Origin of the sequence: Amycolatopsis plumensis (assembly GCF_042652605.1) — a bacterium.
Lineage (GTDB): Bacteria > Actinomycetota > Actinomycetes > Mycobacteriales > Pseudonocardiaceae > Amycolatopsis > Amycolatopsis plumensis.
Window position 1 is genome coordinate 7,802,186 of the sequence record NZ_JBHSJY010000001.1, and the last position, 22,372, is coordinate 7,824,557.

General features: G+C 73.0%; 24 protein-coding genes. 6 read left to right on the forward strand and 18 right to left on the reverse strand.

Going from position 1 to position 22,372, the window contains the following annotated elements; genetic code table 11:
- Window positions 1–18: 18 nt before the first annotated feature.
- On the forward strand, window positions 19–1,098 hold the full coding sequence (locus ACFPLC_RS37610) for a GDSL-type esterase/lipase family protein (RefSeq protein WP_378197894.1): 1,080 nt from the start codon (window positions 19–21) through the stop codon (window positions 1,096–1,098).
- Between the two features lie 164 nt (window positions 1,099–1,262).
- On the opposite strand, the gene ACFPLC_RS37615 is transcribed toward ACFPLC_RS37610, so the two are convergent.
- Window positions 1,263–1,730: a winged helix-turn-helix transcriptional regulator gene (locus tag ACFPLC_RS37615; protein WP_378197892.1), complete on the reverse strand. Its 468-nt coding sequence runs from the start codon at window positions 1,728–1,730 to the stop codon at window positions 1,263–1,265.
- 37 nt (window positions 1,731–1,767) lie between these two features.
- On the opposite strand from ACFPLC_RS37615, the gene ACFPLC_RS37620 reads away from it, so the two are divergent.
- Entirely contained in the window at window positions 1,768–3,003 is a 1,236-nt protein-coding gene (locus tag ACFPLC_RS37620; RefSeq protein WP_378197890.1) for an MFS transporter, read from the forward strand.
- On the opposite strand, the gene ACFPLC_RS37625 is transcribed toward ACFPLC_RS37620, so the two are convergent.
- The 4 genes from ACFPLC_RS37625 to ACFPLC_RS37640 are packed head-to-tail and all read right to left on the reverse strand — an operon-like array spanning window position 2,900 to window position 5,051.
- Window positions 2,900–3,199: a hypothetical protein gene (locus ACFPLC_RS37625; protein WP_191306169.1), complete on the reverse strand. Its 300-nt coding sequence runs from the start codon at window positions 3,197–3,199 to the stop codon at window positions 2,900–2,902. The two genes, ACFPLC_RS37620 and ACFPLC_RS37625, sit on opposite strands and share 104 nt — an antisense overlap.
- Window positions 3,186–3,410: a hypothetical protein gene (locus tag ACFPLC_RS37630; protein WP_191306170.1), complete on the reverse strand. Its 225-nt coding sequence runs from the start codon at window positions 3,408–3,410 to the stop codon at window positions 3,186–3,188. Before ACFPLC_RS37630 ends, ACFPLC_RS37625 begins: the two co-directional genes overlap by 14 nt.
- A 46-nt stretch (window positions 3,411–3,456) precedes the next feature.
- Window positions 3,457–3,912, reverse strand: coding sequence for an Lrp/AsnC family transcriptional regulator (locus tag ACFPLC_RS37635; RefSeq protein ID WP_176169504.1), 456 nt, complete (start codon window positions 3,910–3,912; stop codon window positions 3,457–3,459).
- Window positions 3,909–5,051: a M24 family metallopeptidase gene (locus ACFPLC_RS37640; protein ID WP_378197887.1), complete on the reverse strand. Its 1,143-nt coding sequence runs from the start codon at window positions 5,049–5,051 to the stop codon at window positions 3,909–3,911. Before ACFPLC_RS37640 ends, ACFPLC_RS37635 begins: the two co-directional genes overlap by 4 nt.
- 208 nt (window positions 5,052–5,259) lie before the next feature.
- Between ACFPLC_RS37640 and ACFPLC_RS37645 the strand changes: the two genes are divergently transcribed.
- Window positions 5,260–6,204 carry a 5'-3' exonuclease gene (locus ACFPLC_RS37645; RefSeq protein ID WP_378197885.1) on the forward strand — a complete coding sequence of 315 codons (945 nt, stop codon included), beginning with the start codon at window positions 5,260–5,262 and terminating at the stop codon, window positions 6,202–6,204.
- Here ACFPLC_RS37645 and ACFPLC_RS37650 read toward each other — a convergent pair.
- The 4 genes from ACFPLC_RS37650 to ACFPLC_RS37665 form a co-directional block, all read right to left on the reverse strand.
- The gene (locus ACFPLC_RS37650; RefSeq protein WP_378197884.1) at window positions 6,201–7,418 is read right to left on the reverse strand and encodes a GNAT family N-acetyltransferase; all 1,218 of its coding nucleotides are present in this window, start codon (window positions 7,416–7,418) and stop codon (window positions 6,201–6,203) included. The genes ACFPLC_RS37645 and ACFPLC_RS37650 overlap by 4 nt on opposite strands.
- 52 nt (window positions 7,419–7,470) lie before the next feature.
- Window positions 7,471–8,673, reverse strand: a complete 1,203-nt coding sequence (locus ACFPLC_RS37655) for a GNAT family N-acetyltransferase (protein ID WP_378197882.1) — start codon at window positions 8,671–8,673, stop codon at window positions 7,471–7,473.
- A 69-nt stretch (window positions 8,674–8,742) separates the two neighbouring features.
- Window positions 8,743–9,510: a DUF4333 domain-containing protein gene (locus ACFPLC_RS37660; protein ID WP_378197880.1), complete on the reverse strand. Its 768-nt coding sequence runs from the start codon at window positions 9,508–9,510 to the stop codon at window positions 8,743–8,745.
- 159 nt (window positions 9,511–9,669) lie between these two features.
- A complete protein-coding gene (locus ACFPLC_RS37665; RefSeq protein WP_378197878.1) occupies window positions 9,670–12,447 on the reverse strand; it encodes a DEAD/DEAH box helicase in 2,778 nt (925 codons plus the stop codon).
- A gap of 121 nt (window positions 12,448–12,568) precedes the next feature.
- Between ACFPLC_RS37665 and ACFPLC_RS37670 the strand changes: the two genes are divergently transcribed.
- The gene (locus ACFPLC_RS37670) at window positions 12,569–13,144 is read left to right on the forward strand and encodes a hypothetical protein (RefSeq protein WP_378197876.1); all 576 of its coding nucleotides are present in this window, start codon (window positions 12,569–12,571) and stop codon (window positions 13,142–13,144) included.
- Here ACFPLC_RS37670 and ACFPLC_RS37675 read toward each other — a convergent pair.
- The 7 genes from ACFPLC_RS37675 to ACFPLC_RS37705 form a co-directional block, all read right to left on the reverse strand.
- A complete protein-coding gene (locus ACFPLC_RS37675) occupies window positions 13,141–14,022 on the reverse strand; it encodes a diacylglycerol/lipid kinase family protein (RefSeq protein WP_191306178.1) in 882 nt (293 codons plus the stop codon). The genes ACFPLC_RS37670 and ACFPLC_RS37675 overlap by 4 nt on opposite strands.
- The gene (gene tatC / locus ACFPLC_RS37680; RefSeq protein ID WP_378197874.1) at window positions 14,022–14,993 is read right to left on the reverse strand and encodes a twin-arginine translocase subunit TatC; all 972 of its coding nucleotides are present in this window, start codon (window positions 14,991–14,993) and stop codon (window positions 14,022–14,024) included. The genes ACFPLC_RS37675 and tatC overlap by 1 nt, the downstream gene beginning before the upstream one ends.
- An 86-nt stretch (window positions 14,994–15,079) precedes the next feature.
- On the reverse strand, window positions 15,080–15,394 hold the full coding sequence (tatA, locus tag ACFPLC_RS37685) for a Sec-independent protein translocase subunit TatA (RefSeq protein WP_191306180.1): 315 nt from the start codon (window positions 15,392–15,394) through the stop codon (window positions 15,080–15,082).
- A 31-nt stretch (window positions 15,395–15,425) separates the two neighbouring features.
- Window positions 15,426–15,638, reverse strand: coding sequence for a bacteriophage holin (locus ACFPLC_RS37690; protein WP_378197872.1), 213 nt, complete (start codon window positions 15,636–15,638; stop codon window positions 15,426–15,428).
- A 9-nt stretch (window positions 15,639–15,647) separates the two neighbouring features.
- On the reverse strand, window positions 15,648–16,628 hold the full coding sequence (locus ACFPLC_RS37695) for a helix-turn-helix transcriptional regulator (RefSeq protein ID WP_378197870.1): 981 nt from the start codon (window positions 16,626–16,628) through the stop codon (window positions 15,648–15,650).
- Window positions 16,625–17,608: a helix-turn-helix transcriptional regulator gene (locus ACFPLC_RS37700; RefSeq protein ID WP_378236070.1), complete on the reverse strand. Its 984-nt coding sequence runs from the start codon at window positions 17,606–17,608 to the stop codon at window positions 16,625–16,627. Before ACFPLC_RS37700 ends, ACFPLC_RS37695 begins: the two co-directional genes overlap by 4 nt.
- A 10-nt stretch (window positions 17,609–17,618) precedes the next feature.
- A complete protein-coding gene (locus ACFPLC_RS37705) occupies window positions 17,619–18,050 on the reverse strand; it encodes a winged helix-turn-helix transcriptional regulator (RefSeq protein ID WP_378197866.1) in 432 nt (143 codons plus the stop codon).
- A 107-nt stretch (window positions 18,051–18,157) separates the two neighbouring features.
- Between ACFPLC_RS37705 and ACFPLC_RS37710 the strand changes: the two genes are divergently transcribed.
- The gene (locus ACFPLC_RS37710) at window positions 18,158–19,081 is read left to right on the forward strand and encodes an NADP-dependent oxidoreductase (protein WP_378197864.1); all 924 of its coding nucleotides are present in this window, start codon (window positions 18,158–18,160) and stop codon (window positions 19,079–19,081) included.
- A gap of 10 nt (window positions 19,082–19,091) precedes the next feature.
- Window positions 19,092–19,790: an SDR family oxidoreductase gene (locus ACFPLC_RS37715; RefSeq protein WP_378197863.1), complete on the forward strand. Its 699-nt coding sequence runs from the start codon at window positions 19,092–19,094 to the stop codon at window positions 19,788–19,790.
- Here ACFPLC_RS37715 and ACFPLC_RS37720 read toward each other — a convergent pair.
- Both ACFPLC_RS37720 and pafA read right to left on the reverse strand, forming a co-directional pair.
- Complete coding sequence (locus ACFPLC_RS37720) at window positions 19,787–20,809, reverse strand: WD40/YVTN/BNR-like repeat-containing protein (RefSeq protein ID WP_378197861.1); 1,023 nt, start codon at window positions 20,807–20,809, stop codon at window positions 19,787–19,789. The genes ACFPLC_RS37715 and ACFPLC_RS37720 overlap by 4 nt on opposite strands.
- Window positions 20,810–20,927: 118 nt before the next feature.
- The gene (gene pafA / locus ACFPLC_RS37725; RefSeq protein ID WP_191306188.1) at window positions 20,928–22,286 is read right to left on the reverse strand and encodes a Pup--protein ligase; all 1,359 of its coding nucleotides are present in this window, start codon (window positions 22,284–22,286) and stop codon (window positions 20,928–20,930) included.
- Between the last annotated feature and the right edge of the window lie 86 nt (window positions 22,287–22,372).

Here is a 22,372-nt window from a genome sequence, read left to right on the forward strand (position 1 = left end):
TCCGTAGAATCGGGGGCGATGCGACGTCTTCGGTGGTACTGGGGAGCCCTCGTCCTCGCGTGCGTGGCCTTGCTGGCCGGCTTGTTCGTCTTCTTCGGCTCCGAAAGCCAACCCGGGCGGCCGCAGCCACGGCAGGGTCCGCCGGGCACCGGCCCGCTCACCGTCGTCGCGATGGGGGACAGCACGGTTTCCGGCGAAGGCGCCGGCCAGTACACCGCCGCCACCAACGGCCAGGGCGGCAACTGGTGCCACCGCTCCCCCAACGCCTTCGTCGGGAAGATCGCCGCTCCGGGCATCACCGCGCACGTCAACCTCGGCTGTTCCGGCGCACCCGCCGAGCAGGTCGCGCTCGGCGAGGTCAAGCAGTGGACCGAGGTGTCGCAGGCGCAGCAGCTGGCCGCGCTGGTGAAGGACCACCGGGTGGCCGCGGTGGTGATCGCGGTCGGCGCGAACGACGAGCCGAAATTCTCCAACCAGGTCAACGAGTGCTTCAAGGCGTGGTTCGACCCCGGCGGCCCGGCGTGCAGCGACGCGCTGAAGCAGACCTGGCAGTCCAAAGTGGACGCGATGGTGCCGAAGGTCGCGAAGGCGGTCTCGGACGTGAAGGCGGTGCTCGCGCGAGCGGGGTACGTCCCGGCGGACTACCAGCTGATCCTGCAGTCCTACGCGGCCCCGATCGGCCCCGACCTGCCGGAGGACCTGCGCAGCCTCAACGGCTGCCCGTTCCGCTCCGAAGACCTGCGCTGGATCGCCCAGACCGGCATCGGCGTGCTGTCCTCGGGCCTGAAGGCGGCCGCCCAGCAGACCGGGGCCCGGTTCCTGGACCTGGCCAAGGCGGGCGTCAAGCACGAGGCCTGCAGCGGCGGCGCCAACCCGGCGACGGAGTGGTTCACCCGGCTGACGCTGCAGCTGTCCGACCTCACCCAGGCCGAGCGCGCCGGCCACGCGCTCCAGGAGTCGTTCCACCCCAACGCCGCCGGCCACACGGCGATCGCCAACTGCCTCACGGAGTTCATCGCGGCCAAGGACGGCAACGCCTCCTGCCTCGCCGGCGCGGACGGCAAGCTCCACGCGGTCCCTGAGGTCGTGGCCCGCTGACCCAAAGGGTCGCCGCACGTACCCAGAGAGTCGGCCTGCGTACCCAGAGGGTCGGCCTGCGTACCTGGAGGGTCGGCTCGCCATCCGACCCTCCAGGTACGCAAACCGACCGCCCAGGTACGCAGGCCGACTGCCTGGGTACGCGATCCGACCCTCCGGGTACGTCAGCCGACTTTGCGGACCGCGGTCGTTTCCATGTCGGCGGGGGTGCCGTCCGAGCCGAGCGGGGTCAGCCGGGGCAGCGGGAGGCCGTGGTCGTCGACGAGGACCGAGTGCTCCTCGCCGGGGGCGAACGCGTGCCGTTCGCCCCACTGCCGCAGGGCCACGACGACCGTGAACAGGTCGCGCCCGGCCGGGGTCAGCACGTAGACCTGCCGACGGCCCGTGGGCGCGGTCCGCCGGTCGAGGACGCCGCGGTCGACCAGGCGGCGGAGCCGGTCGGTGAGGATGTTGCGGGCGATGCCGGTGCGCTGCTGGAAGTCGGTGAACGACCGGGCGCCGTCCATGGCGTCGCGCACGACGAGCAGACTCCAGCGGTCGCCGACGAGGTCGAGCGTGCGCGCCACGGGACAGCTCGGGTCGGTCCAGTCCTCGGCCACCACACCTCCGGAAGAGTTGCTGTTCGAAACCATTCTGCCGTACGGTCAGATCAGTTGCAAACTGCTACTGATGGGGGCTGGCATGGGCCGGAACACGGTGCTGGCGGCGGTGTGCGCAGTCGCGGTCGCGAGCATCTACGCAGCTCAGCCCGCACTCGCCGGGATGGGCGCGGACCTGGCCGTGCCGGCGGCCGGCCTCGGCTGGATCGTCGCGGCCGGCCAGCTCGGCTACCTGGCCGGGCTGGCGCTGCTCGTTCCCCTGGGCGACCTTCGGGACCGGCGCAAGCTCATCGCGGCGCACCTGATCATGACGGCGGTGGGCGCGGTGGTCGCCGCGGCCGCGACCCGGCTCTGGATGCTGCTGGCCGGACTCGCGCTCGCCGGCCTGTTCGCGGTCGTCGTCCAGACGACGGTCGCCTACGCCGCGGCGAGCGCCACCCCCGCCGAACGCGGCCGCACCCTCGGCGCGGTGACGTCCGGAGTCGTCCTCGGCATCCTCGGCGCCCGGGTCGCGGCGGGAGCACTGACCACGGCGTGGGGCTGGCGCAGCGTGTACGTCGTGCTCGCCGGGCTCCTGGTGACGCTGGCGGCGGTGGTGCTCAAGACGCTGCCGCCCGACCCGCGCACCGGCCCTTCCTCGTACCGGGAAGTGCTGACGTCGCTGGGAAAACTGTTCCGCGAACGGCTGTTCGTCTCCCGCGGCTTGATCGCGTTCTTCCTGTTCGCCTCGTTCGGCACGCTGTGGAGCGGGCTCGCGCTGCCGCTCGCGGCCGCACCGTGGCGGCTGAGCCCGGCGCAGATCGGCCTGTTCGGCTTGGCGGGCCTGGTCGGGGCGCTGGGTGCCGCCCGGGCGGGCCGCTGGGCCGACGCGGGCTTCGCGCGCCCGGTCACCGTCGGCGCCCTCGCCCTGCTCGCCGTCTCGTGGGCGGCGATCGGGCCGGTGTCGTGGTCGCTGTGGCCGGTGATCGGCGGTGTGATCGTGCTCGACTTCGCCGTGCAGGCCGTGCACGTGAGCAACCAGCACCTGCTGACCACCGCGCACCCGGACACCACCAGCAGCGCGATCGGCGGCTACATGCTCTTCTACTCGCTCGGCTCGGCCCTGGGCGCCACGGCGACGACGGCCGCGTTCGCCGTCGCCGGCTGGGCGGGTTCCAGCGCGCTCGGCGCGGGGTTCGCCTTGTGCGCCCTGGCGGCCGCTCTCACAGGTCGAGCGCGGCCCGCAACGCGATGTCGATGCGCTCCTGGACGTCCTGGTCGATTTCGGCGACGCGCTCGTCGAACCACGGGCGGTAGAGCCGGGTGAGGTTGAGCGTCGACACCCAGTAGCGGGCGTCAACGGCCACGCCGAGGATGTCCATCGGGTCGCGGTCGAGCAGTTCGGTGCCGAGCAGCCACGGGCGCTCGGACTCGTTCACCCCGTCCGAGGACAGCAGCACCACCGTGCGCTGCCGGGCCGGGTCGGTCGGGGGGTGGTACGTCCAGACTTCACCCCTGCGCACGCAGATCCTTCTCCGCCGCGCTCAGCTCGGCCTCGTCCGATTCCGCGGCGGCCGGTTCCGGCTTCTGCGGGGTGTAACCCGTGCGCACCGCCTCGCGCCTGGCCGCCTTCGACAGCCAGGACGAGACCGAGATTCCGTGGGCTTTCGCGGCTCGTTCGGCGAATTCCAGCGCGCCGCTGTCCAGCGAAAGGGTGACCTTACGTGTTGCCATACCTTTTACCGTACCAGTGCCCCGGCCGCCGGACGGGGCACCGGCGTCAGAACGTCGGCGAACGTCCCTCGAACGGCGTAGAGAGCACCACCGTCGTGCGGGTCGACACCTTCGCCGCCTCCCGGATCCGCCGCAGCAGGTCCTCCAGGGCCAGCGGCGACTGGACCCGCACCAGCAGGATGTAGGACTCGTCGCCGGCCACGGAGTAGCACGACTCGATCTCCTTGATGTGCTGGATCCGCTGCGGGTAGTCGTCCGGGGCCGCGGGGTCGTTGGGGGTCAGCGAAATCAGCGCCGTCAGCGGGAGCCCGATCTGCTCGCCGTCGAGCCGGGCGGTGTAGCCGAGGATGACCCCGCGCTGCTCGAGGCGGCGCACCCGCTGGTGCACCGCCGACACCGACAGCCCGACCCGCTCGGCGAGGTCGGTGAAGCTGCGCCGCCCGTCCGCCGCGAGCTCCTGGACGATCGACTGGTCCAGCGGCTCCAGGCCGCCGGCGGTCATGCGTCCAGCACGACGAGCTCGTGCGGCTGGTTGTTGACGGACTCGGCACCGTCGGCGGTGACGATCACGATGTCTTCGATCCGGGCGCCCCACCGGCCCGGCTGGTAGATGCCCGGCTCGACGCTGAAGGCCATGCCCGGCTCCAGCGGCAGCGCGTTGCCGGCGATGATGTACGGCTCCTCGTGCACGTCCAGGCCGATGCCGTGGCCGGTGCGGTGGATGAAGTACTCGCCGAACCCCGCCTCGGCGATGACGTCGCGCGCGGCGGCGTCCACGGCCTCGGCGGTGACGCCCGGCTTGACCGCGGCCACCGCGGCGGCCTGGGCGCGCTGCAGCACCGCGTAGGTCTCGGCCACGTCGGCGTCCCGCGGCGTCCCGACGGCGTAGGTGCGCGTGGAGTCGGAGTTGTAGCCGGCCGGCAGCGGGCCGCCGATGTCGACGACCACGACGTCACCCTTCTCGATGACCCGCTCGGAGACGTCGTGGTGCGGGCTGGCCCCGTTCGGACCGGACCCGACGATCACGAAGTCCGCCTGGACGTGGCCCTCCTCGACGATGGCCGCGGCGATGTCGGCGCCGACCTCGGCCTCGGTGCGGCCCGGCCGCAGCCACTCGTGGACGCGGGCGTGCACGCGGTCGATCGCCGCGCCGGCTTCGCGCAGCGACGCGATCTCGGCGGCGTCCTTGCGCATCCGCAGTTCCCGGACCACGGGACCGGCCAGCGTCTGCTCGGCGTCGCCGAGGGCGGCCCGCAGGGCGAGGACGTGCAGGGCGGGGGTGAAGTCGCTGACGGCGACCCGCCCCGGCTTGCCGAGCCGGTCCGCGACGAGCTTGTACGGGTCGTCGCCGTCCACCCAGGTGAGCAGCTCGACGCCGAGGTCGTCGGTCGGGACGTCGGCGTACCCGGGCGCCTCCAGCTTCGGCACGACCAGCGCGGGGGTGCCGTCGGCGGGGACGACGAGGGTGGTCAGCCGCTCGAACGAGCCGCCGGCCTGCCCGAGCAGGTACCGCAGGTCGGAGCCGGGCGCGATCAGCAGGGCATCGGTGCTCGCGGCGGCCGCGGCAGCGCGGGCACGGTCCAGCCGCGCCCGCAGGGCGGCGGCGTCGGGAGCGGGGGTGTGAAGGGATCGGCGCGACATGAACGCGAGCCTAGTGGGGCGGCGGGCGAAGCGAACGCGCCCGGGGCGCGACATGCCGGGCCGGGTGACCCGCGCCGCCACTCCCCCCTCCCGGTCGTGAGTGGTAAGGCGGGTTAGAACCCGCCTTACCACTCACGACCCCGGGGCGGGAAGGAGATCGCGGTGCGTCGTGCCCCGCCACCGGCGTCCACCATGGCAGGCTGTGCGGGTGACCGGATCCCTTGCGCTGCTCGACTCCGCGAGCCTGTACTTCCGCTCCTTCTTCGCCCTGCCCGACTCGATGCGCGCCGCGGACGGGACGCAGGTCAACGCCGTGCGCGGGTTCGCCGACACGATCGCGCGGATCCTCACCGACCGGCGGCCCGCGCGGCTGGTCTGCTGCCTCGACGCCGACTGGCGGCCGAAGTTCCGGACCGACCTGCTGCCCAGCTACAAGGCGCACCGGGTGGCCGAGGAGACCGGCAGCGGCCCGGACGTCGAAGAAGTGCCCGACACGCTCACCCCGCAGGTGCCGATCATCCTCGATCTGCTCGAAGCGTTCGGGTTCGCCACCGCCGAAGCCGCCGGCTACGAGGCCGACGACGTCATCGGCGCCCTCGCCACCCGCGAGAAGTCCGACCCGGTCGAGGTCATCACCGGCGATCGGGACCTCTTCCAGCTCGTGCGCGCCGAACCCACCCCCACCTCGGTCATCTACGTCGGCAAGGGCTGGGCCAAGGCCGAAGTGCTGGGCCCGGCCGAGATCGCCGAGCGCTACAGCCTCCCCCGCGACACCGCCGGGCCCGCCTACGCGGACATGGCCGCCCTGCGTGGCGACCCGTCCGACGGACTGCCCGGGGTCGCGGGCATCGGCGAGACGACCGCCGCGAAGCTGATCACGCAGTTCGGGTCGCTCGAAGCCCTCGTCGCCGCGGGCCGAGCCGGGGACTCCGCACTCCCCCTCAAGACGCGGTTGCGGCTGAAGGACGCGGCGGACTACCTCGCGGTCGCCCCGACCGTGGTCCGCGTGGCCGTCGACGCGCCCGTCGAGCAGTCACGCCCCGACACCGTGCCCGCGACGCCGGCCGACCCCGGGCGGGTCGCCGAGCTGGCCGAACGGTGGAACCTCGGCAACTCCGTCGAACGGCTGCTCAAGGCCCTGCCCGGCGCCTAGAAGTGGGTGCCGCACCACGGCGCGGCCGTCGTGGTGAACAGCTCGTCGGCCCGGGCGAGCGCCACCGGGTCGCGCACGTCGATGCGGCCCGCCTCGGCCAGCGTCGTCGCGGCCCAGTGCCCGAGGTAGAGCATGCCGAGCGTGTCGACGTCGAGCGCCAGGTCCGCGGCCGCGTCGGTGCGCCGGGCGCCGTCCGGGCCGACCTCGTAGTGCCCCGCGTTGGCCGGCAGCACCCGGTCGGTCACCGCGAGCACCACCGGGCCGGCCGCGCGGTAGGTGCGGGCGGCGAGCGCGGCCGCGACGTCGACCGGGCGCAGCCACAGGTCGTCCTCGACCGACGCGGTGGCCGCGTGCCGGTGGTCGGTCAGCATCAGGGCGAGGGGCTCGTCGACCGGGCGGTGGCGGGCGTGGACCTCCGAAACCAGGTCCACCGACAGCAGGTACCGCCAGAGCGCGGCCCGCGCCGCCGGGCCGGCCGCGTGCAGGTCGTGGACGTCCAGCACGGCCCCGTGGTCGGGTGCATCGAACGACCGGCGGGTGATGGTGTCGTACACGACGAACCCGTCGTCGCCGTCCGGTCCACTGTGGACGGCGACGAGGTGGCCGTCGTCCGGGCCCACGTGCCGGTCGTGCGAAATCGGCCACCACCGCGCCGGGCGCCCGATCATGCCCGGCCGGTGCAGGCCGATCCGCCGGTACAGCCCCGGAATCTCCTCCACCGCCTCCTCGGGCGTGAGCAGCCGGACGTCGCCCCCGGTCGCGACACGCTCGTGGAGCCGCGCCGCCGGCCGCGACACCCGCAGGGTCTTGCCGAGCGCGGCCGAGCCGTAGCCGAACCGCCCGTAGATGGTCGGCTCGCTGGCGTGCAGGACCGCCAGCGGCAGCCCCCGCGCGGCGAAGTCGGCCAGCTGGACGGCCATCATCGCGCTGAGCACCCCGCGGCGGGTCCGGTCGGCGCGGACGCCGACACCTTCCACCGCGGCGACCGGCAGCGTCCGCCCGCCCGGGACGGCGATCTCGGTGTCGTAGGCGCTGACGATCCCGATCGGGCTCCCGCCGTCGAACGCGCCGAACTTGTGCGCGGCCGGCCAGGACTCCCCGGCCCGGGCCCAGAGGTCGTCGGTGGCGCGCCGGCTGTGCAACGCGCGGCGCAGCAGGTCGAACGTGCTGCGCCGCTCGTCTTCGGTGATCGGGCGGACGTCGAAGTCGGTCATCCTCCCGATCCTGCCGCGGGACCTCCGGCCCGGCACCCGGTTTTCCGCGCCCTCAGAAGTGGCTGCCGCTCCAGGCCGCCGACCCGGTCCCGAACAGCAGGTCCGCCGCTTCCGGGGCGGCCGGGTCACGCACCTCGATCCGCCCGGCCGCCGCCAGCGCCGAAGGCCGCCAGGTCCCGAGGTACATCATGGCCAGGGTGGTGACGTCCAGGCGGAGCCCGGCCGGCCGGTCCGTGCGCTCGGCGCCGTCCGGGCCGACGCGGTAGGTGCCGCCGTTGGCGGGCAGCAGCGGGTCGGTCACCTCGAGCACCACCGGGTCGGCGGGTCCGTATACGCGGCCGGCCAGTGCGGCGGGGACGTCCACGAGCCGGATCCAGTGCTCGTCGCCGATCCGGTCGACGCTCCCGCACCGGTGGTCGGCGAGCAGCAGCTCGATCGGATCGTCGAGCGGGCACGACCCGACGACGACCCGGTCGACCAGGTCGACGCCGAGCAGGAACCGCCACAGCCCGGCGAACGCGCCCGGCGAACCGGCGAACAGGTCCGCCACCTCCAGGGTCCTGGTCCACGGGTGGGCGAGCGCTCCGCCGACGTGGTAGGTCGCGAACCCGTCCGGCCCGCCGGGGCCGTGGTGCACGACCGCCTTCGCCGGCGGGGTGTGCCGGCGCAGCTGCGTTTCGTAGAGCCGCCAGAGCACCTCCGGCCGGCTCATCATCCCCGGCCGGCGCTCGAGGCCGTCGTAGACACCCGGGCAGACGGCCATCGCCTCGCCGAGGTCCAGCAGCTCCAGCTCCCCGCCCGCCGGAGCGTCCGGACGCAGCCGCGCCCGGTGCCGGTCGACGCTGTAGGTGCGGTGCCGCGTCGCCAAGCCGTAGCCGTACCGGCCGTAGATCCCGGCTTCGGTCGCGAGCAGGTTCGCGAACACCACCCCGCGCGCGGCGAAGTCCGCCAGCTGCGTCGTCATCAGCGCCCGCAGCACGCCCCGGCGGGTGCGGTCGGCCCGCACTCCCACCGACGTCACCCCCACCATCGGCAGCCGCGCGCCACCGGGCACCGTCAGCTCCGCGTCGAACGACCGGGCCGTCCCGACGAGCTCCGGATCGAACGCCCCGATCGCGCCGCCGGGCTGGTAGTACTGCGCCGCGTACTCCCATTCGGCGTCGTCGGACGGGGGGAAGTGCACACTCTCCCGGAACAGGTTGCTCGCCGCCCGGTGCTCCGCGGTCTCCAGCGTCCGGATCTCGAAGTCGCTCATGCCCGGATCTTCTCCGGAAACGCCGAAGCCCGGCCACCGGAAAAATCCGGCAGCCGGGCCGCGGGCACGCTACTTGGAGACGGGCGGGGAAACCTCGTAGTTGCCGCCGTCGCCCTTCACCGTGATCGGCACCTGCTGCGGCTTCCCGGCGATCGTGGCGGTGCACTCGAACTTCGCCCCGTCCTCCACCTTCTGCTCGGCGGGGCAGGTGACGCCGGTGACGCCGTCGATCTTGTAGGTCTCGGTCAGCAGCTTCTGCACGTCGGTCTGCATCTGGGTGTTGTTGAAGACCTGCGTCTTGAAGAACCCCGGTGCGACGAAACCCAGGATCAGGACCGCCGCGACCACGACGATCGCCGCGACCACCCCGATCAGCAGGCCCTTCTTCGACTTCGCCGGCTTCTCCTCCTCCGGAGCGGCGGTGCCGGGGAACTGCTGGCCGTAGTCGTACTGGCCACCGGGCTGCTGCCCGTACTGCGGCTGTGCCTGCGGCCCGCTCTGCGGGTACGCCCCGCCCGGCTGCTGGCCGTACTGCGGCTGCGCCTGCGGCCCGCTCTGTGGATACCCGCCTCCGGGCTGCTGGCCGTAGGGCGGCGGCTGCTGCCCCCACTGCGGCTGCTGCGGCGGGGTGTACCCACCCGGCTGCTGCCCCCACTGCTGCGGTTGCTGGGGCTGCTGCGGCCGGCCCCACTGCTGCTGCTGGTTCGGGTCGTAAGAAGGCTGCTGCGGCTGTCCCCACTGCGGCTGCTCCTGCGGGCCGCTCGGCGGGTACGCGCCGCCCGGCTGCTGCCCGTACTGGGGCTGCTGTGGGTCGTTGCCGCCATACGGCGTGCTCATCTTCTGCCTCCGCCTGCTTCGCTCATCTCGCTGACCACCCCGAAACCACCGTCAAGCCGCATACCGACGGTGTCGCAAACGATCCAACCACAGGTCGGAGCCGAGCACACGCGCCCACGCTCACCGCTTGCGCCGCTTGGAGCAGGCCTAACACGAAGTTCACGCCGCTCCCGCGGCCACGACTCCGCGGCGAAGCGCCTTCACCGCCTGGGCCGCCGCCGCACCCACCGGATCCGCCTTGCCGAGCACGTCCCGGATCTGGTCGAGCAGATCGATCACCTGACGCGACCAGCGCACGAAGTCACCGGCCGACAGCTCCTGGCCGTTGGCCTCGGCCGCGGTGAGGACCTTCTCCAGGGATTCACCCCGGGCCCACCGGTAAACCGGCCACGCGAACCCCGCGTCGGGCTCCCGGGTGCGGTCGAGCCGGTGCCGCCGCTCGTCCTCGGTCAGCTCCACCCACAGCCGCGCCGTCTCCTGCCACGCCTCGGGCACCGCCCCGCCCGGCAGCCGCGGCTCCCCCGCGGTGTCCCGGCGGGCCTCGAACACCAGCGTCGACACGACCGCCGCCAGCTCGGCCGGGTTGAGCTTGCGCCACACGCCGTGCCGGATGCACTCCGCGGCCAGCAGATCGGACTCGCTGTAGAGCCGCGTCAACCGACGACCGTGCTCGGTGACGCGGTCCTCGCCGTCCCCGGCCGACTCGGGCCCCAGGTAGCCGCGCTCACCCAGCAACGCCAGGATCCGGTCGAACGCCCGCGCCAGCGAGTGCGTCGTCGCCGCGACCTTGCGCTCCAGCTGCTGCGTTTCCGCCGCGAGCCGCTGGTATCGCTCCACCCAGCGCAGGTTCGCCTCGCGCTCGGCCAGCCCGTGGCACGGGTGCGCCCGCAACGCCCGCCGCAACGCCGCCAGCTCGCCGTCTTCGTTCGCCCCCGAGCCTCGCTTCTGCCTGCCCGGCAACGAAATCCCGGCGTTCCGCAGCGTCGAGGCGATGTCCCGGCGGGTCCGCGGCGACCGCAGCTCGACGTGCTTGGGCAGCCTGATCCGGCCCAGCGCCTCCACCGGCGCCGGGAAGTCCGCCACCGACAACGGCCCCGACCACCGGTCCTCGGTCACCACCACCGGCCGCGGCTCCCGGATCGGGTCCAGCCCCGGATCGACCACCACGGCCAGCCCCGCCCGCCGCCCCGCCGGCACGGCGATGACATCACCCTTGCGCAGCTTCTCCAGCGACTCGGCGGTCCCGGCGCGGCGCGCGGCCGTGTTCTGCCGCGACAACGCCTTTTCCCGCGCCGAAATCTTCGCCCGCAGCTCGACGTACTCGAGCATGTCGTCGAAATCGCCGGTCACCGCGGCCGTGTAGCCCTTCAGCGCTTCCTTGTTCCGCTCGATCCGCCGCGCGGTCCCCACCACCGACCGGTCGGCCTGGAACTGCGCGAACGACTGCTCCAGCAGCTCCCGCGCCTCGGCCGCCCCGACCTGCGCCACCAGGTTGACCGCCATGTTGTACCCCGGCCGGAACGACGACCGCAGCGGATACGTCCGGGTCGACGCCAACCCGGCCACCTGCTTCGGATCCACCCCCGGCTGCCACGCGACGACGGCGTGCCCCTCGATGTCGATGCCCCGCCGCCCGGCCCGGCCGGTGAGCTGCGTGTACTCCCCCGGCGTCAGGTCGACGTGCGCCTCGCCGTTGTACTTCACCAGCCGCTCGAGCACGACCGTGCGCGCCGGCATGTTGATCCCCAGGGCCAGGGTCTCCGTCGCGAACACGACCTTCACCAGCCCGCGGACGAACAGCTCCTCGACGGTCTCCTTGAACGCCGGCAGCAACCCCGCGTGGTGCCCGGCGATCCCGCGCTCCAGCGCTTCCCGCCACTCCCAGTACCCGAGCACGCCCAGATCGCCCTCGGGCAGGTCCGCCGTGCGCTCCTCGATGACCCGGCGGATCTCCTCGACCTCGCCCGGCCCGTTCAGCCGCAACCCCGACCGCACGCACTGCGCCACGGCGGCGTCGCACCCCGCCCGGGAGAAGATGAACACGATCGCCGGCAGCAACCCGGCCCGGTCCAGCTGCTCGACGACGTCCACCCGCGACGGCGGCCGGAACCGCGGCATCCGCGGCGGCGCACCACGCCGGCCCCGCGGGCTCCGGAACCCCGCCGGCGCGTACTGGCGGCCGATCTCCTCGGTGCGCCGCAGCAGGGTCGGGTTGATCCGCAGCTCGGCGTTCGGCGCGTGCACGTCGTCCCCGGCGAACAGGTCCAGCAGCCGGTTGCCCACCAGCATGTGCTGCCACAGCGGCACCGGCCGGTGCTCGTCGACGACCACCGTCGTGTCGCCCCGGACCTCCACCAGCCACTCGCCGAACTCCTCGGCGTTGCTGACCGTCGCCGACAGCCCGACCACGCGGACGTGCTCGGGCAGGTGCAGGATCACCTCTTCCCACACCGCGCCGCGGAACCGGTCGGCCAGGTAGTGGACCTCGTCCATCACCACGTACCCGAGGTCGGTGATCGTCGACGACCCGGCGTAGAGCATGTTGCGCAGCACCTCGGTGGTCATCACGACCACCTGCGCGTTGCCGTTGATCGAGGTGTCCCCGGTGAGCAGGCCGACGGCGTCGCTGCCGTAGCGCGCGACGAGGTCGGCGTACTTCTGGTTAGACAGCGCCTTGATCGGCGTCGTGTAGAAGCACTTGCGGCCCTCGGCGAGCGCCAGGTGCACGGCGAACTCGCCGACGACGGTCTTGCCCGCGCCGGTGGGCGCGCAGACCAGCACACCGTGCCCGTCTTCGAGGGCCTCGCACCCGCGGATCTGGAACTGGTCGAACTCGAAGGACACTTCCGCGGCGAAGCGCGTCAGCTGGGCGTACTTCCCGCGGCGCGCGGAGGCCGCATAGGCCTCGGCCGGGGACGGAGAAGGGCTACTGGCCACCTCGTCAGGGTTTCACACCCCTCCGACAGTTCGCACGTTGCGTGCATCGACCCGCCGTATAGACCGTTATACGGGAACGGGGTCCCGGAACCGGATCGCTTGCGGCCACGTCGGAGCGGGCATGACGGAACCGTGCCCGAGCTGCGGCTTGCTGGACCAGGTGCAGCACGTGCCCGCGGTCTACCACGGCGGTCACTCGTTCTTCCGCGGTCAGGGCCCGACGGTGGCCGTGCCGATCGGCGACGGCCTCGTTCATACGAGCAGCCAGGTCAGCGGCGTGTCGGTGACGGCGGTCGCCCGCTCCCTGGACCCCTTTCCCCCGCCCCGCCGCGGCGGCGGCCTGCTGGCGGCGACGATCCTGCTGGCCCTGGTCGGCAGCTGTTTCCTGCTGCTCCCGTTCTCGGTGTCCGACGACCCGCCACCGGGCGGCGCGGCGTCGGAGGCGCTGGGTACCGCGCTGTTCGCGCTGCCGTCGGTGTGCGTATACGTCGCGGCGGGGGTGCTGGTCTGGCTGTACGTGCGCCGGGTGCGGGCGCACCGGCGGCAGCGGCGCGGAGTGCCGGCGGCCCGGCAGGTGTGGGAGCAGGGCTGGTTCTGCCACCGCTGCGGCGGCGTCTACTTCGCCGACTCGGGACGGCTGCTGACGCCGGCGCACTTCCGGCACCTGGTGGCGCGGGCGGGCGGCTACGACCGTTAGGCCAGCACGGTGAGCGCCCCGGGCACGCAGGTGGCCGTCACCGGCACCGTGCCCTGTGGTTCCCCGTCGGCGTAGGCGGGCCAGGTATTGCCGGCCAAGGTGACCGAACGGGCGCGCAGCGTCCGGACCGCCGGATGGGTGAGGTGCTTGCCGGTGCGCAGGCCCGGGAGCATGCGGATCAGGCCGCGGCGGGTGGCGTGGCCGATGATCGTGACGTCGAAGACGCCGTCCTCGGGGTCGGCCGTCGGGCAGATCGGGACGCCACCGCCGTAGAAGCGGGTGTTGCCGATCGCCACCAGGGTGGCGTCGAGCTCGAGGCGGCCGGTGCCGGTGTCGACGACCACCGGGCGGGAGCGGAACGCCGCCAGCTCGGCCAGGATCGCCACGTCGTAGCGGCGCGGGCCGGACGGCCAGCGCATCCGGTTGGCCCGTTCGTTGACACTCGCGTCGAATCCCGCGCAGAGCACCGTCGCGAACCAGGTGTCGCCCACACGGCCGAGGTCGACCCGCCGCCGGGCACCCGAGCGCAGGGCCGCGACCAGCGCGTCGACCGCCGGGAACGGCTCGCCGGGGATGCCGAGGGCGCGGGCGAAGTCGTTGCCGGTGCCCGCCGGGACCAACCCGAGTGCGACGTCGTGGTTCGCGCAGAACTGGACACCCTGGTGGGCGGCGCCGTCGCCGCCGAGCACGATCAGGACGTCCAGCCCGGCGGCGTGGGACGAGCGCATCAGCGCGCGGGACTCTTCGACGGTGTGGGCGACCAGCACGTCGAGCCGGTCCACGGCGGTGCGCAGCCGCTCGGCGACGGTGTCGGCGATCCGGGCGGCGGCGCCGTGCCCCGACGCCGGGTGCACGGCGAGCGCGGCGTGGATCCCCACTAGGTGACGTCGTCGGTGCTCGACCGGCCGCCGGACGCGGTCGGGGTGGAGGGCTCGTCGTCGATGGTGCTCGGCGTGTAGTCGAACGGCGCGGCTTCGTCGTCGGCGAGCTGGTCCCAGCCCTCGTCGCCGCGGGCCTTCTCCAGCTTGCGGTCGTGGAAGCGGGCCATCTGCACGGCGATCTCGAACAGCACGGTGAGCGCGCCGGCCAGGCCGAGCATCGAGAACGGGTCCGAGCCCGGGGTGGCGAACGCCGCGAAGACGAACAGCGCGAACACGATGCCGCGCCGCCACTTCTTCAGCTGCGCGTACTTGACCACGCCGACGCGGTTGAGCATCACCACCAGCAGCGGGAGCTCGAAGCTGATCCCGAAGATGATCAGCAGCGACAGCAGGAACGAGATGTACTTGTCCGCGGTCAGCGCGGTGACGAACGCGTCCTGCCCGAAGCCCATGAGCAGCTGCAGGGCGTGCGGGAAGAGGATGTAGGCGAGCACGGCGCCGCCGGCGAACAGCACCGACGCGAACGCGACGAAGGTCAGCGCGTACTTGCGTTCCTTGCTGTACAGACCGGGGGCGATGAACGCCCAGAGCTGATACAGCCAGGCCGGCGAGAGGAGCACGGTCCCGGCCGCGATGCCGACCTTCAGCTGCGTCATGAACGCTTCAAACGGCACGGTCTGCAGCAGCCGGCACCCTTCGGCGCTGTCGAGCCGCCGGCTCGGCGGGATGGCGCAGTACGGGTCCTTGACGAGGTCGCCGAGCGACGGGATCGGCCCGATGTTGGTGCCGAACCAGATGAACCCGAGGATCCCGCCGACCACCACCGCGAGCAGCGCGAAGCCGAGGCGGCGGCGGAACTCGTAGATGTGCTCGATGAGCGTCATCGTCCCGTCGGGATTGGCCCGACGGCTGCGCTTGCGCCGCTTCGACCGGCGGCTGTCACCGTTTCCGGAGGCGGATTCCGCCACGGGTTGTTCCGTTCTCGTCGGAGTCCGCCGGAGCGCGCCGGGTGCGGCGCGCTCCGTGGACGGGGGACCGGGTGTGGCCTAGCCGCTCAGCTGACGTTCTTCTGCGGCTGCTCGGCGGCCTGCTGCTTCTTCAGCTCGTCGAGCTGACGCTGCAGGTCGGCGACCTGCTGGTCGGTCGAAGCGGGCGTGGCGGGCTGAGCCGGGATCTGCTTGGTGTCGGCGGGTACGGCGTCTTCGTGCGCCGCGGTCTTGTCGCCGGTGAGGTCCTTGGTCTCGGCCTTGAAGATCTTCATGGACTTGCCGATGGACCGGGCCGCGTCGGGAAGCCTCTTGGCCCCGAACAGCAGCACGACGACGAGCACCAAGATGATCAAATGCCACGGCTGCAATCCGTTCAGCATGGTGGCCTCCTATCTGCGTCTGGTAGGGATGTTACTGGTTTTCCGCTTTGCGGTGGCGTTGCTCGAACGCGACGCGCAGCCCCGCCGCCCGTGCCCGGACGAGCCCCGCCCGGTCCTGGGTGTTCGTCACCACCATGCTTGTGGTTTGCCGGAAGGCACGCAAGACCTTGACGGTCCGCACCAGCAGGACCACGAGGACGACGAGGCCGAGCACGAGGAGCGCGGCGGTGGGCAGGTACGGCACGCCGTCAGCCTAGTGGCCGCAGGTTGACGGAAGGTGACGGGCTCGGGCCACGGCGCCGGCGGCCCGGCGGCCGACGTCGGACGCGAGGTCCGCCGGGCTCTCCACCAGCGCTTCCCCGCCCAGCCCCAGCACCAGGCGCACCATCCAGGACTGGTCGGCGTAGCGCATCCGGATCCGCAGCCGTCCGCCGTCGAGCTCGTCGAGCTCCTCGCACGGGTAGTACTCGGCTACCCAGCGTGCGTCCGGGTCGAGGACCAGGACGGCCTCCCGCTGGTCGGGACGCTCGCGAAAGACACCCTCGGAGATGTCGGTGGGGTGGGCGTGCGCGGGCGGCCGCGACGGCTCGTCGAGGACCGCCAGCTCGTCGATCCGGTCGAGCCGGAACAGCCGGACGCCCTCGGCGCGGCGGCACCAGGCTTCGAGGTAGCCGACGGCCTGGACGATCAGCAGCCGCATCGGGTCGACCGTGCGCTCGGTGATCTGGTCCTTCGAGGCGGTGTAGTAGCGGATCCGCAGCGCGCGCCCGTCCTGCAGCGCGCGGGCGACCTCCTCGCGGGTCCGCGCGGTCTTCTTGCCCTCGCGCACTCCCCCGCCGACGACCACGCCGGCCGGCTGGGCCTGCCCGGCGGCCGCTTCGATCTTGGCGATGGAGCGGCGGACGGCGTCGCCGTCGACCACGCCCGGCGTCTCGGCCAGCGCGCGCAGCGCCACCAGGAGCGCGGTCGCCTCGCCGCCGGTCAGCCGCAGCGGGCGGCTCATCCCGGCGTCGTGGGTGACGACGATCGTGTCCCCCTCGAAGGACAGGTCGATCAGGTCGCCGGGGCCGTAGCCGGGCAGCCCGCACATCCACAGCAGCTCGAGGTCCTTGCGCAGCTGCTTCGGCGTGACGTCGAAGTCCTGCGCGGCGTCGTCGATCCGGACGCCCGGGCGCGCCAGCAGGTACGGCACGAGCGCGAGCAGCCGGGACATCCGGTCGGTGGACCCGCTCACAGCACGCTCCCCTGCCGGGCGACGACGGCTTCCAGCCGGTCCTGGACGCTCTTGGCCAGCACGTCGGGTTCGAACACGACGACGTCCGGGCCCTGCGCGCTGATCCAGTCGGCGGCCGACTCCGGGTACAGCAGGCCGATCTCCACGACGTCGCCGTCTTCGCCGTCGACGGTGGCGCGGCCGACCACGGTGCCGCGGCGGCGGACCCCGGCCGCGCGGCCGTCGGCGACCCAGAGCCGGGCGGTGGTGACCGGCGACGGTTCGCTGTCCCCGGTGGCCGTGACGAGCTTGAGCAGGTTGACGCCTTCGGGGCGCCGCACCTCGCCGGGCCGGCCGACCGGGCGGACCTGGCCGGTGACGCGGGAGAGCCGGAAGCAGCGGGTGGCGCCGCGGTCGCGGTCGTGCCCGACGACGTACCAGCGGGCCCGCCACGACACGACGCCCCACGGCTCGAGGGTGCGCATCATCCGCTCCGGGGAACCGCTGCGGCGGTACTCGAAGCGCACGGCCTGGCCGTTCTGGACCGCGGCCAGCAGCGGCCCGAACGCCGGTTCGGCGCGCACGCGCGGCTCGACGACGGTGGGGGCCTGGTCGTCGACCTCGAGGCCGGCGGCGCGCAGCTTGACCAGCGCGCCCTGCGCCTGGCCGGTCAGTTCCGGGGAATCCCACAGCCGGGAGGCCAGCGCGACGGCCGCGGCTTCGTCGGGAGCGAGGTCGATCTCGCCGAGTTCGTAGTCGCGGCGGGCGATGCGGTAGCCCTCGATGGCGTCGAACGCGCCGTTGCGCCCGGTCTCCAGAGGGATGCCGAGCTCGCGCAGTTCGGTCTTGTCCCGTTCGAACATCCGGAAGTAGGCGTCGTCGCTGGCCGCGTCGCCGTACCCCGGCACGATGCCACGGATCTTTTCGGCCGTGAGGTACTGCCGGGTGGACAACAGGGCCAGCACCAGATTGACCAGCCGTTCGGCGCGTGCGGTGGACACCCGGTAGAGCCTAGCCCGCGCCGTCCGGCCCGATCGTGAGGTCCGGGGTGCGCGCGTCGTAATCGGTCCGCGCGGCGTCGACGGCCTCGAAGTTCGCCTCGGCCCACTCCTTGAACCCGGCCATCAGCGCGCGCAGCGATTCCCCCAGTGGCGTAAGGGAATAGTCGACCCGCACGGGCACCGCCGGGGTGACCTCGCGGCGGACGAGACCGTCCCGCTCGAGCACCCGCAGGGTCTGGGTGAGCATCTTCTGGCTGACCCCGGCGATGCGCCGCGAAAGGTCGCTGTAGCGCTGCGGCCCGTCACCGAGCGCGACCAGGATCAGGCTGACCCACTTGCCGGCGATCTCGTCCAGCAGCTTCCGCGTGGGGCAGGCGGCGAGATAGGCGTCGTAGGCGGCTTTCTCGGCCTGACGCCGCTGTTCCGCCGTGCGCGTGGGCACCGGGCGCACCTCCTCGTCGGGTAGGCACCTGCGAGTGCGTACTTCCCGATGGAGAGTAGCTCCCCTACGTTCGCGGCGGAAGGTTTCCCGGTCGAAAGGGGCAGGCGATGCGTGCGGTGGTGGTGCGGCGGTTCGGTGGGCCGGAGGTGCTGGAGGTGGCCTCGGTGCCGCGGCCGGAACCGGGTCCGGGCCAGGTGCGGATCCGGGTGGCGGCGGCCGCGGTGAACCCGGTGGACCTGGCGACCCGCAGCGGGGCGCTGAGCTCGGCCGGGGTGGTGCCGCCGCGCGAGGTGCTCGGGCTGGGCTGGGACGTCGCGGGCGAGATCGACGACGCCGGGGACACCGGGTTCCGGGTCGGCGACGCCGTGATCGGCCTGCGCGACCGGATCGCCACCCCGCTCGGCGCCTACGCCGACCACATCGTCCTCGACGCTGCGGCCGTGGCACCCGCTCCCGCCGGTGTCTCCCCCGTCGAAGCCGCCACCCTCCCGCTGAACGCGCTGACCGCGGCCCAAGCGCTCGACCTCGTCGAAAGCACCGGGACCATCCTGGTCACCGGCGCTGCCGGGGCCGTCGGCGGTCATGCCGTCGCCCTGGCCCACGCGCGGAAGCTGCGGGTCGTCGCCGTGGCCTCCGAAACCGACGAAGCGCAGGTCCGGGCGTTCGGCGCGACCGAGTTCGTGCCGCGCGGGCCGTCGCTGGGCGATCGGGTCCGCGCGGTGGTGCCGGGCGGGGTGGACGCCGCCCTCGACACCGCGCTGCTCGGCCTGGACACGCTCGACGCGGTCCGGGGCGGCGGCGAGTTCGTGGCGTTCGCGGCGGGGGCGGCACCCCTGCCGCTGCGCGGGATCCGGGTCCGCAGCGTGTGGATCCGCGCGGACGGCGAGCGCCTGGCCGAGCTGGCCCGGCTGGCCGGGAACGGCACGCTCCCGCTGCGCGTCGCCGGAGTCCTCCCGCTGGCCGAAGCCGCGACGGCGCACGAACGGCTGGCCGCGGGCGGCCTGCGCGGCAGGCTCGTCCTGACTCCCTAGCCTGGACCGCATGGATGATCGCGTTCTCCTCATCACCGGTGCTTCCCGCGGCCTGGGCGCCGCCACCGCGCGGCTGGCCGCCGCCTCCGGGTTCAAGGTCGCTCTCGTCGCCCGCAACGCCGAGTCCGTCACGTCCCTGGCCGCCGAACTCGGCGAGGACCGGGCCCTCGCGCTCGGCGCCGACGTCGGCGACTGGGCGGACATCTCCGGAGCCGTCGCCGAGACCGTCGCGAAGTTCGGGCGGCTCGACGCCGCTTTCGCCAACGCCGGCATCGGCGTCGGGACGTCGTTCTTCGGCGACGACGATCCCGATCCCACCGCGTGGGAGCCCATGGTCCGCACGAACGTCCTGGGCGCGGCCTACACCGCCCGCGCCGCCCTCCCGGCGCTCAAGGAGACCGCCGGGCACCTGCTCATCACCGGCTCGGTCGCCGGCCGCTACATCCGCAACGCCAGCCTGTACTCCGCGACCAAGTGGGCCGTGACCGGGATGGCCGGCGCGATCCGCGAGGAAGCCGTCGGCACCGGGGTGCGGGTCACGCTGATCAACCCCGGCATCACCGACACCGACATCCTCTTCGAGGAGCAGCGCGCGAAGCCCAAGCTGGAGCCGGACGACATCGCCCGCGCGGTGCTCTACGCGCTCCAGCAGCCGCCCTCGGTGGACGTCAACGAGATCCTCGTCCGCCCCACCGGCCAGGTGCTCTAGCGGAGCCGGGCGACGCGGCCCTGGGCGCCGCTGGCCCAGCAGGCGGCTCCGGCGCAGTCCACGCTGTCGAAGCTGCCGGTGTCGAACGGCGTCCAGTGCCGGCCGCCGTCCGGGCTGTAGTCGCTGCCGCCGGGGCCGACCGCCAGGACCGTGCCCCCGCGCCAGGCCAGGCCCGAGCGGTAGCCCGCCGGGTACCGGCCCGGGGTGGTCCAGCTGCGGCCGCGGTCCCGGGTCAGCGCGACGGCGGGGCCGGGTGCCGTCGGGTTCGCGAAGTCGCCACCGATCGCGACACCCTGGAACGGCGAGCGGAAGGCCAGCGCGAACACGCCCGCCGAGGGGCTGCTCGGCAACGGCGTGTCCGACGCCGTCCAGTGCCGGCCGCCGTCGCCGGAGTGCAGGACGCGGGCGGTCGCCCCGCCACCGGTCGCGAGCCAGGCGTCGAACGGGCCCGCCGTCGTGACGCACTGGCCACTGGCGGCGAACCCGGCCTCACCGGGCAGCGCGGGCGGGAAGCCGCTGTCGGGCACCGGGCGCCAGCTGCGGCCGCCGTCGAAGGTGGCCTGGACCCGGAAGCGGCCGTCGACGGGGTCGCTCATCGCCAGGCCGCGCCACGGGTCGAAGAAGGCGAGGCAGTCGTAGAAGGCCGCCGCGTCGGTGTTCTGGAAGGTCTGGCGCCAGTGCGCGCCGCCGTCGTCGGTCCGGTAGACGCGGGAGTCGGTCCCCGGGCCGATGGACAGGACGACCGCGTGGTCGGCGTCGAAGGCCTCGATGTCGCGGAACTGGAGCGCCTCGGTCCCGGGCGGCCCCACGGACGTCCAGGTGGCCCCGCCGTCGGTCGTGCGCAGCACCGTGCCCTGGGTCCCGCTGACCCACGCCACCCGCGCGCTGACCGCGGACAGACCCCGGAACTGGGCGGTGACCCCGGTGGGCTTCAGCTCCCACGCCGGCGTGCGCTCCCCCGCCGATGCGGGCACGGCCACCGACACGAGCAGGGCGAGCACGAGCAGCACGACACGCATGCGCCCGATCCTGCCGCAGTCCCGACCCGACTTTCGTCGCGTCCCGGCCCGGTCGTGAGTGAGAAACAGTGTTCTAACCCTGTTTCTCACTCACGACCGGCCGCGGCAGAGGGCTGGGCTAGAGCGAGCTGATCAGGCGTTCCACCCGCTCGTCGACCGAGCGGAACGGGTCCTTGCACAGGACCGTGCGCTGGGCCTGGTCGTTGAGCTTCAGGTGCACCCAGTCGACCGTGAAGTCGCGGCCCGCGGCCTGGGCGGCGGCGATGAAGTCGCCGCGCAGCTTCGCCCGGGTGGTCTGGGGCGGGGTGTCCTTGGCGGCCTCGATCTCGCCGTCGTCGGTGACCCGGCGGACCAGGCCCTTGCGCTGGAGCAGGTCGAAGATGCCCCGGCCACGGCGGATGTCGTGGTAGGCCAGGTCGAGCTGGGCGATGCGCGGGCTGGACAGGTCCAGGTCGTGCTTGTGCCGGTAGCGCTCGACCAGCCGGTGCTTGATCGCCCAGTCGATCTCGGTGTCGATCTTGGCGAAGTCCTGCTGCTCGACCGCGTCCAGCGCGCGGCCCCACAGCTCGACGACGCGCTCGTTCGCCGCCGTCGTGCCGTTGTCCTTGATGTGCTGGACCGCGCGGGCGTGGTACTCGCGCTGGATGTCCAGGGCCGAGGCTTCGCGCCCGCCGGCCAGCCGCACCTGGCGGCGGCCGGTGAGGTCGTGGCTGATCTCGCGGATCGCCCGGATCGGGTTGTCCAGGGTGAAGTCGCGGAACTGGACGCCGGCCTCGATCATCTCGAGCACCAGGTTCGCCGAGCCGACCTTGAGCATGGTCGTCGGCTCGGCCATGTTCGAGTCACCCACGATGACGTGCAGCCGCCGGTAGCGCTCGGCGTCGGCGTGCGGCTCGTCGCGGGTGTTGATGATCGGCCGCGAGCGGGTCGTGGCGCTGGAGACGCCCTCCCAGATGTGCTCCGCACGCTGGGAGAGGCAGTAGACCGCGCCCCGCGGGGTCTGCAGCACCTTGCCGGCGCCGCAGATGAGCTGGCGGGTCACCAGGAACGGGAGCAGGACGTCCGCGATCCGGGAGAACTCCCCCGCCCGGGTCACCAGGTAGTTCTCGTGGCACCCGTAGGAGTTGCCCGCCGAGTCGGTGTTGTTCTTGAACAGGAAGATGTCGCCGCCGATGCCCTCGTCGGCGAGCCGCCGCTCCGCGTCGACCAGCAGGTCCTCGAGGATCCGCTCACCGGCCTTGTCGTGCGTGACCAGCTGGACCAGGTCGTCGCACTCGGCCGTCGCGTACTCGGGGTGCGAGCCGACGTCGAGGTAGAGCCGCGAGCCGTTCGAGAGGAACACGTTGGAGGAGCGTCCCCACGACACGACCCGCCTGAACAGGTAGCGGGCCACCTCGTCGGGCGAGAGCCTGCGCTGTCCGTGGAAGGTGCACGTGACCCCGAACTCGGTCTCGATGCCAAAGATCCGCCGCTGCATTCCACCAGAGTAGGCGCTGCACCCCCTTCGACGGTGCGCCGTTCGGGCGTCGACACGCCCCCAGTACGCCACAGACGGTGAAATCT

Bases quoted from the DNA above. Each gene is read 5' to 3' on its own strand.
- ACFPLC_RS37610 (WP_378197894.1), top strand. From the start codon at position 19: ATGCGACGTCTTCGGTGGTACTGGGGAGCCCTCGTCCTCGCGTGCGTG.
- ACFPLC_RS37615 (WP_378197892.1), bottom strand. From the start codon at position 1,730: ATGGTTTCGAACAGCAACTCTTCCGGAGGTGTGGTGGCCGAGGACTGG.
- ACFPLC_RS37620 (WP_378197890.1), top strand. From the start codon at position 1,768: ATGGGGGCTGGCATGGGCCGGAACACGGTGCTGGCGGCGGTGTGCGCA.
- ACFPLC_RS37630 (WP_191306170.1), bottom strand. From the start codon at position 3,410: ATGGCAACACGTAAGGTCACCCTTTCGCTGGACAGCGGCGCGCTGGAA.
- ACFPLC_RS37635 (WP_176169504.1), bottom strand. From the start codon at position 3,912: ATGACCGCCGGCGGCCTGGAGCCGCTGGACCAGTCGATCGTCCAGGAG.
- ACFPLC_RS37640 (WP_378197887.1), bottom strand. From the start codon at position 5,051: ATGTCGCGCCGATCCCTTCACACCCCCGCTCCCGACGCCGCCGCCCTG.
- ACFPLC_RS37650 (WP_378197884.1), bottom strand. From the start codon at position 7,418: ATGACCGACTTCGACGTCCGCCCGATCACCGAAGACGAGCGGCGCAGC.
- ACFPLC_RS37655 (WP_378197882.1), bottom strand. From the start codon at position 8,673: ATGAGCGACTTCGAGATCCGGACGCTGGAGACCGCGGAGCACCGGGCG.
- ACFPLC_RS37660 (WP_378197880.1), bottom strand. From the start codon at position 9,510: ATGAGCACGCCGTATGGCGGCAACGACCCACAGCAGCCCCAGTACGGG.
- ACFPLC_RS37670 (WP_378197876.1), top strand. From the start codon at position 12,569: ATGACGGAACCGTGCCCGAGCTGCGGCTTGCTGGACCAGGTGCAGCAC.
- tatA (WP_191306180.1), bottom strand. From the start codon at position 15,394: ATGCTGAACGGATTGCAGCCGTGGCATTTGATCATCTTGGTGCTCGTC.
- ACFPLC_RS37710 (WP_378197864.1), top strand. From the start codon at position 18,158: ATGCGTGCGGTGGTGGTGCGGCGGTTCGGTGGGCCGGAGGTGCTGGAG.
- ACFPLC_RS37715 (WP_378197863.1), top strand. From the start codon at position 19,092: ATGGATGATCGCGTTCTCCTCATCACCGGTGCTTCCCGCGGCCTGGGC.
- ACFPLC_RS37720 (WP_378197861.1), bottom strand. From the start codon at position 20,809: ATGCGTGTCGTGCTGCTCGTGCTCGCCCTGCTCGTGTCGGTGGCCGTG.
- pafA (WP_191306188.1), bottom strand. From the start codon at position 22,286: ATGCAGCGGCGGATCTTTGGCATCGAGACCGAGTTCGGGGTCACGTGC.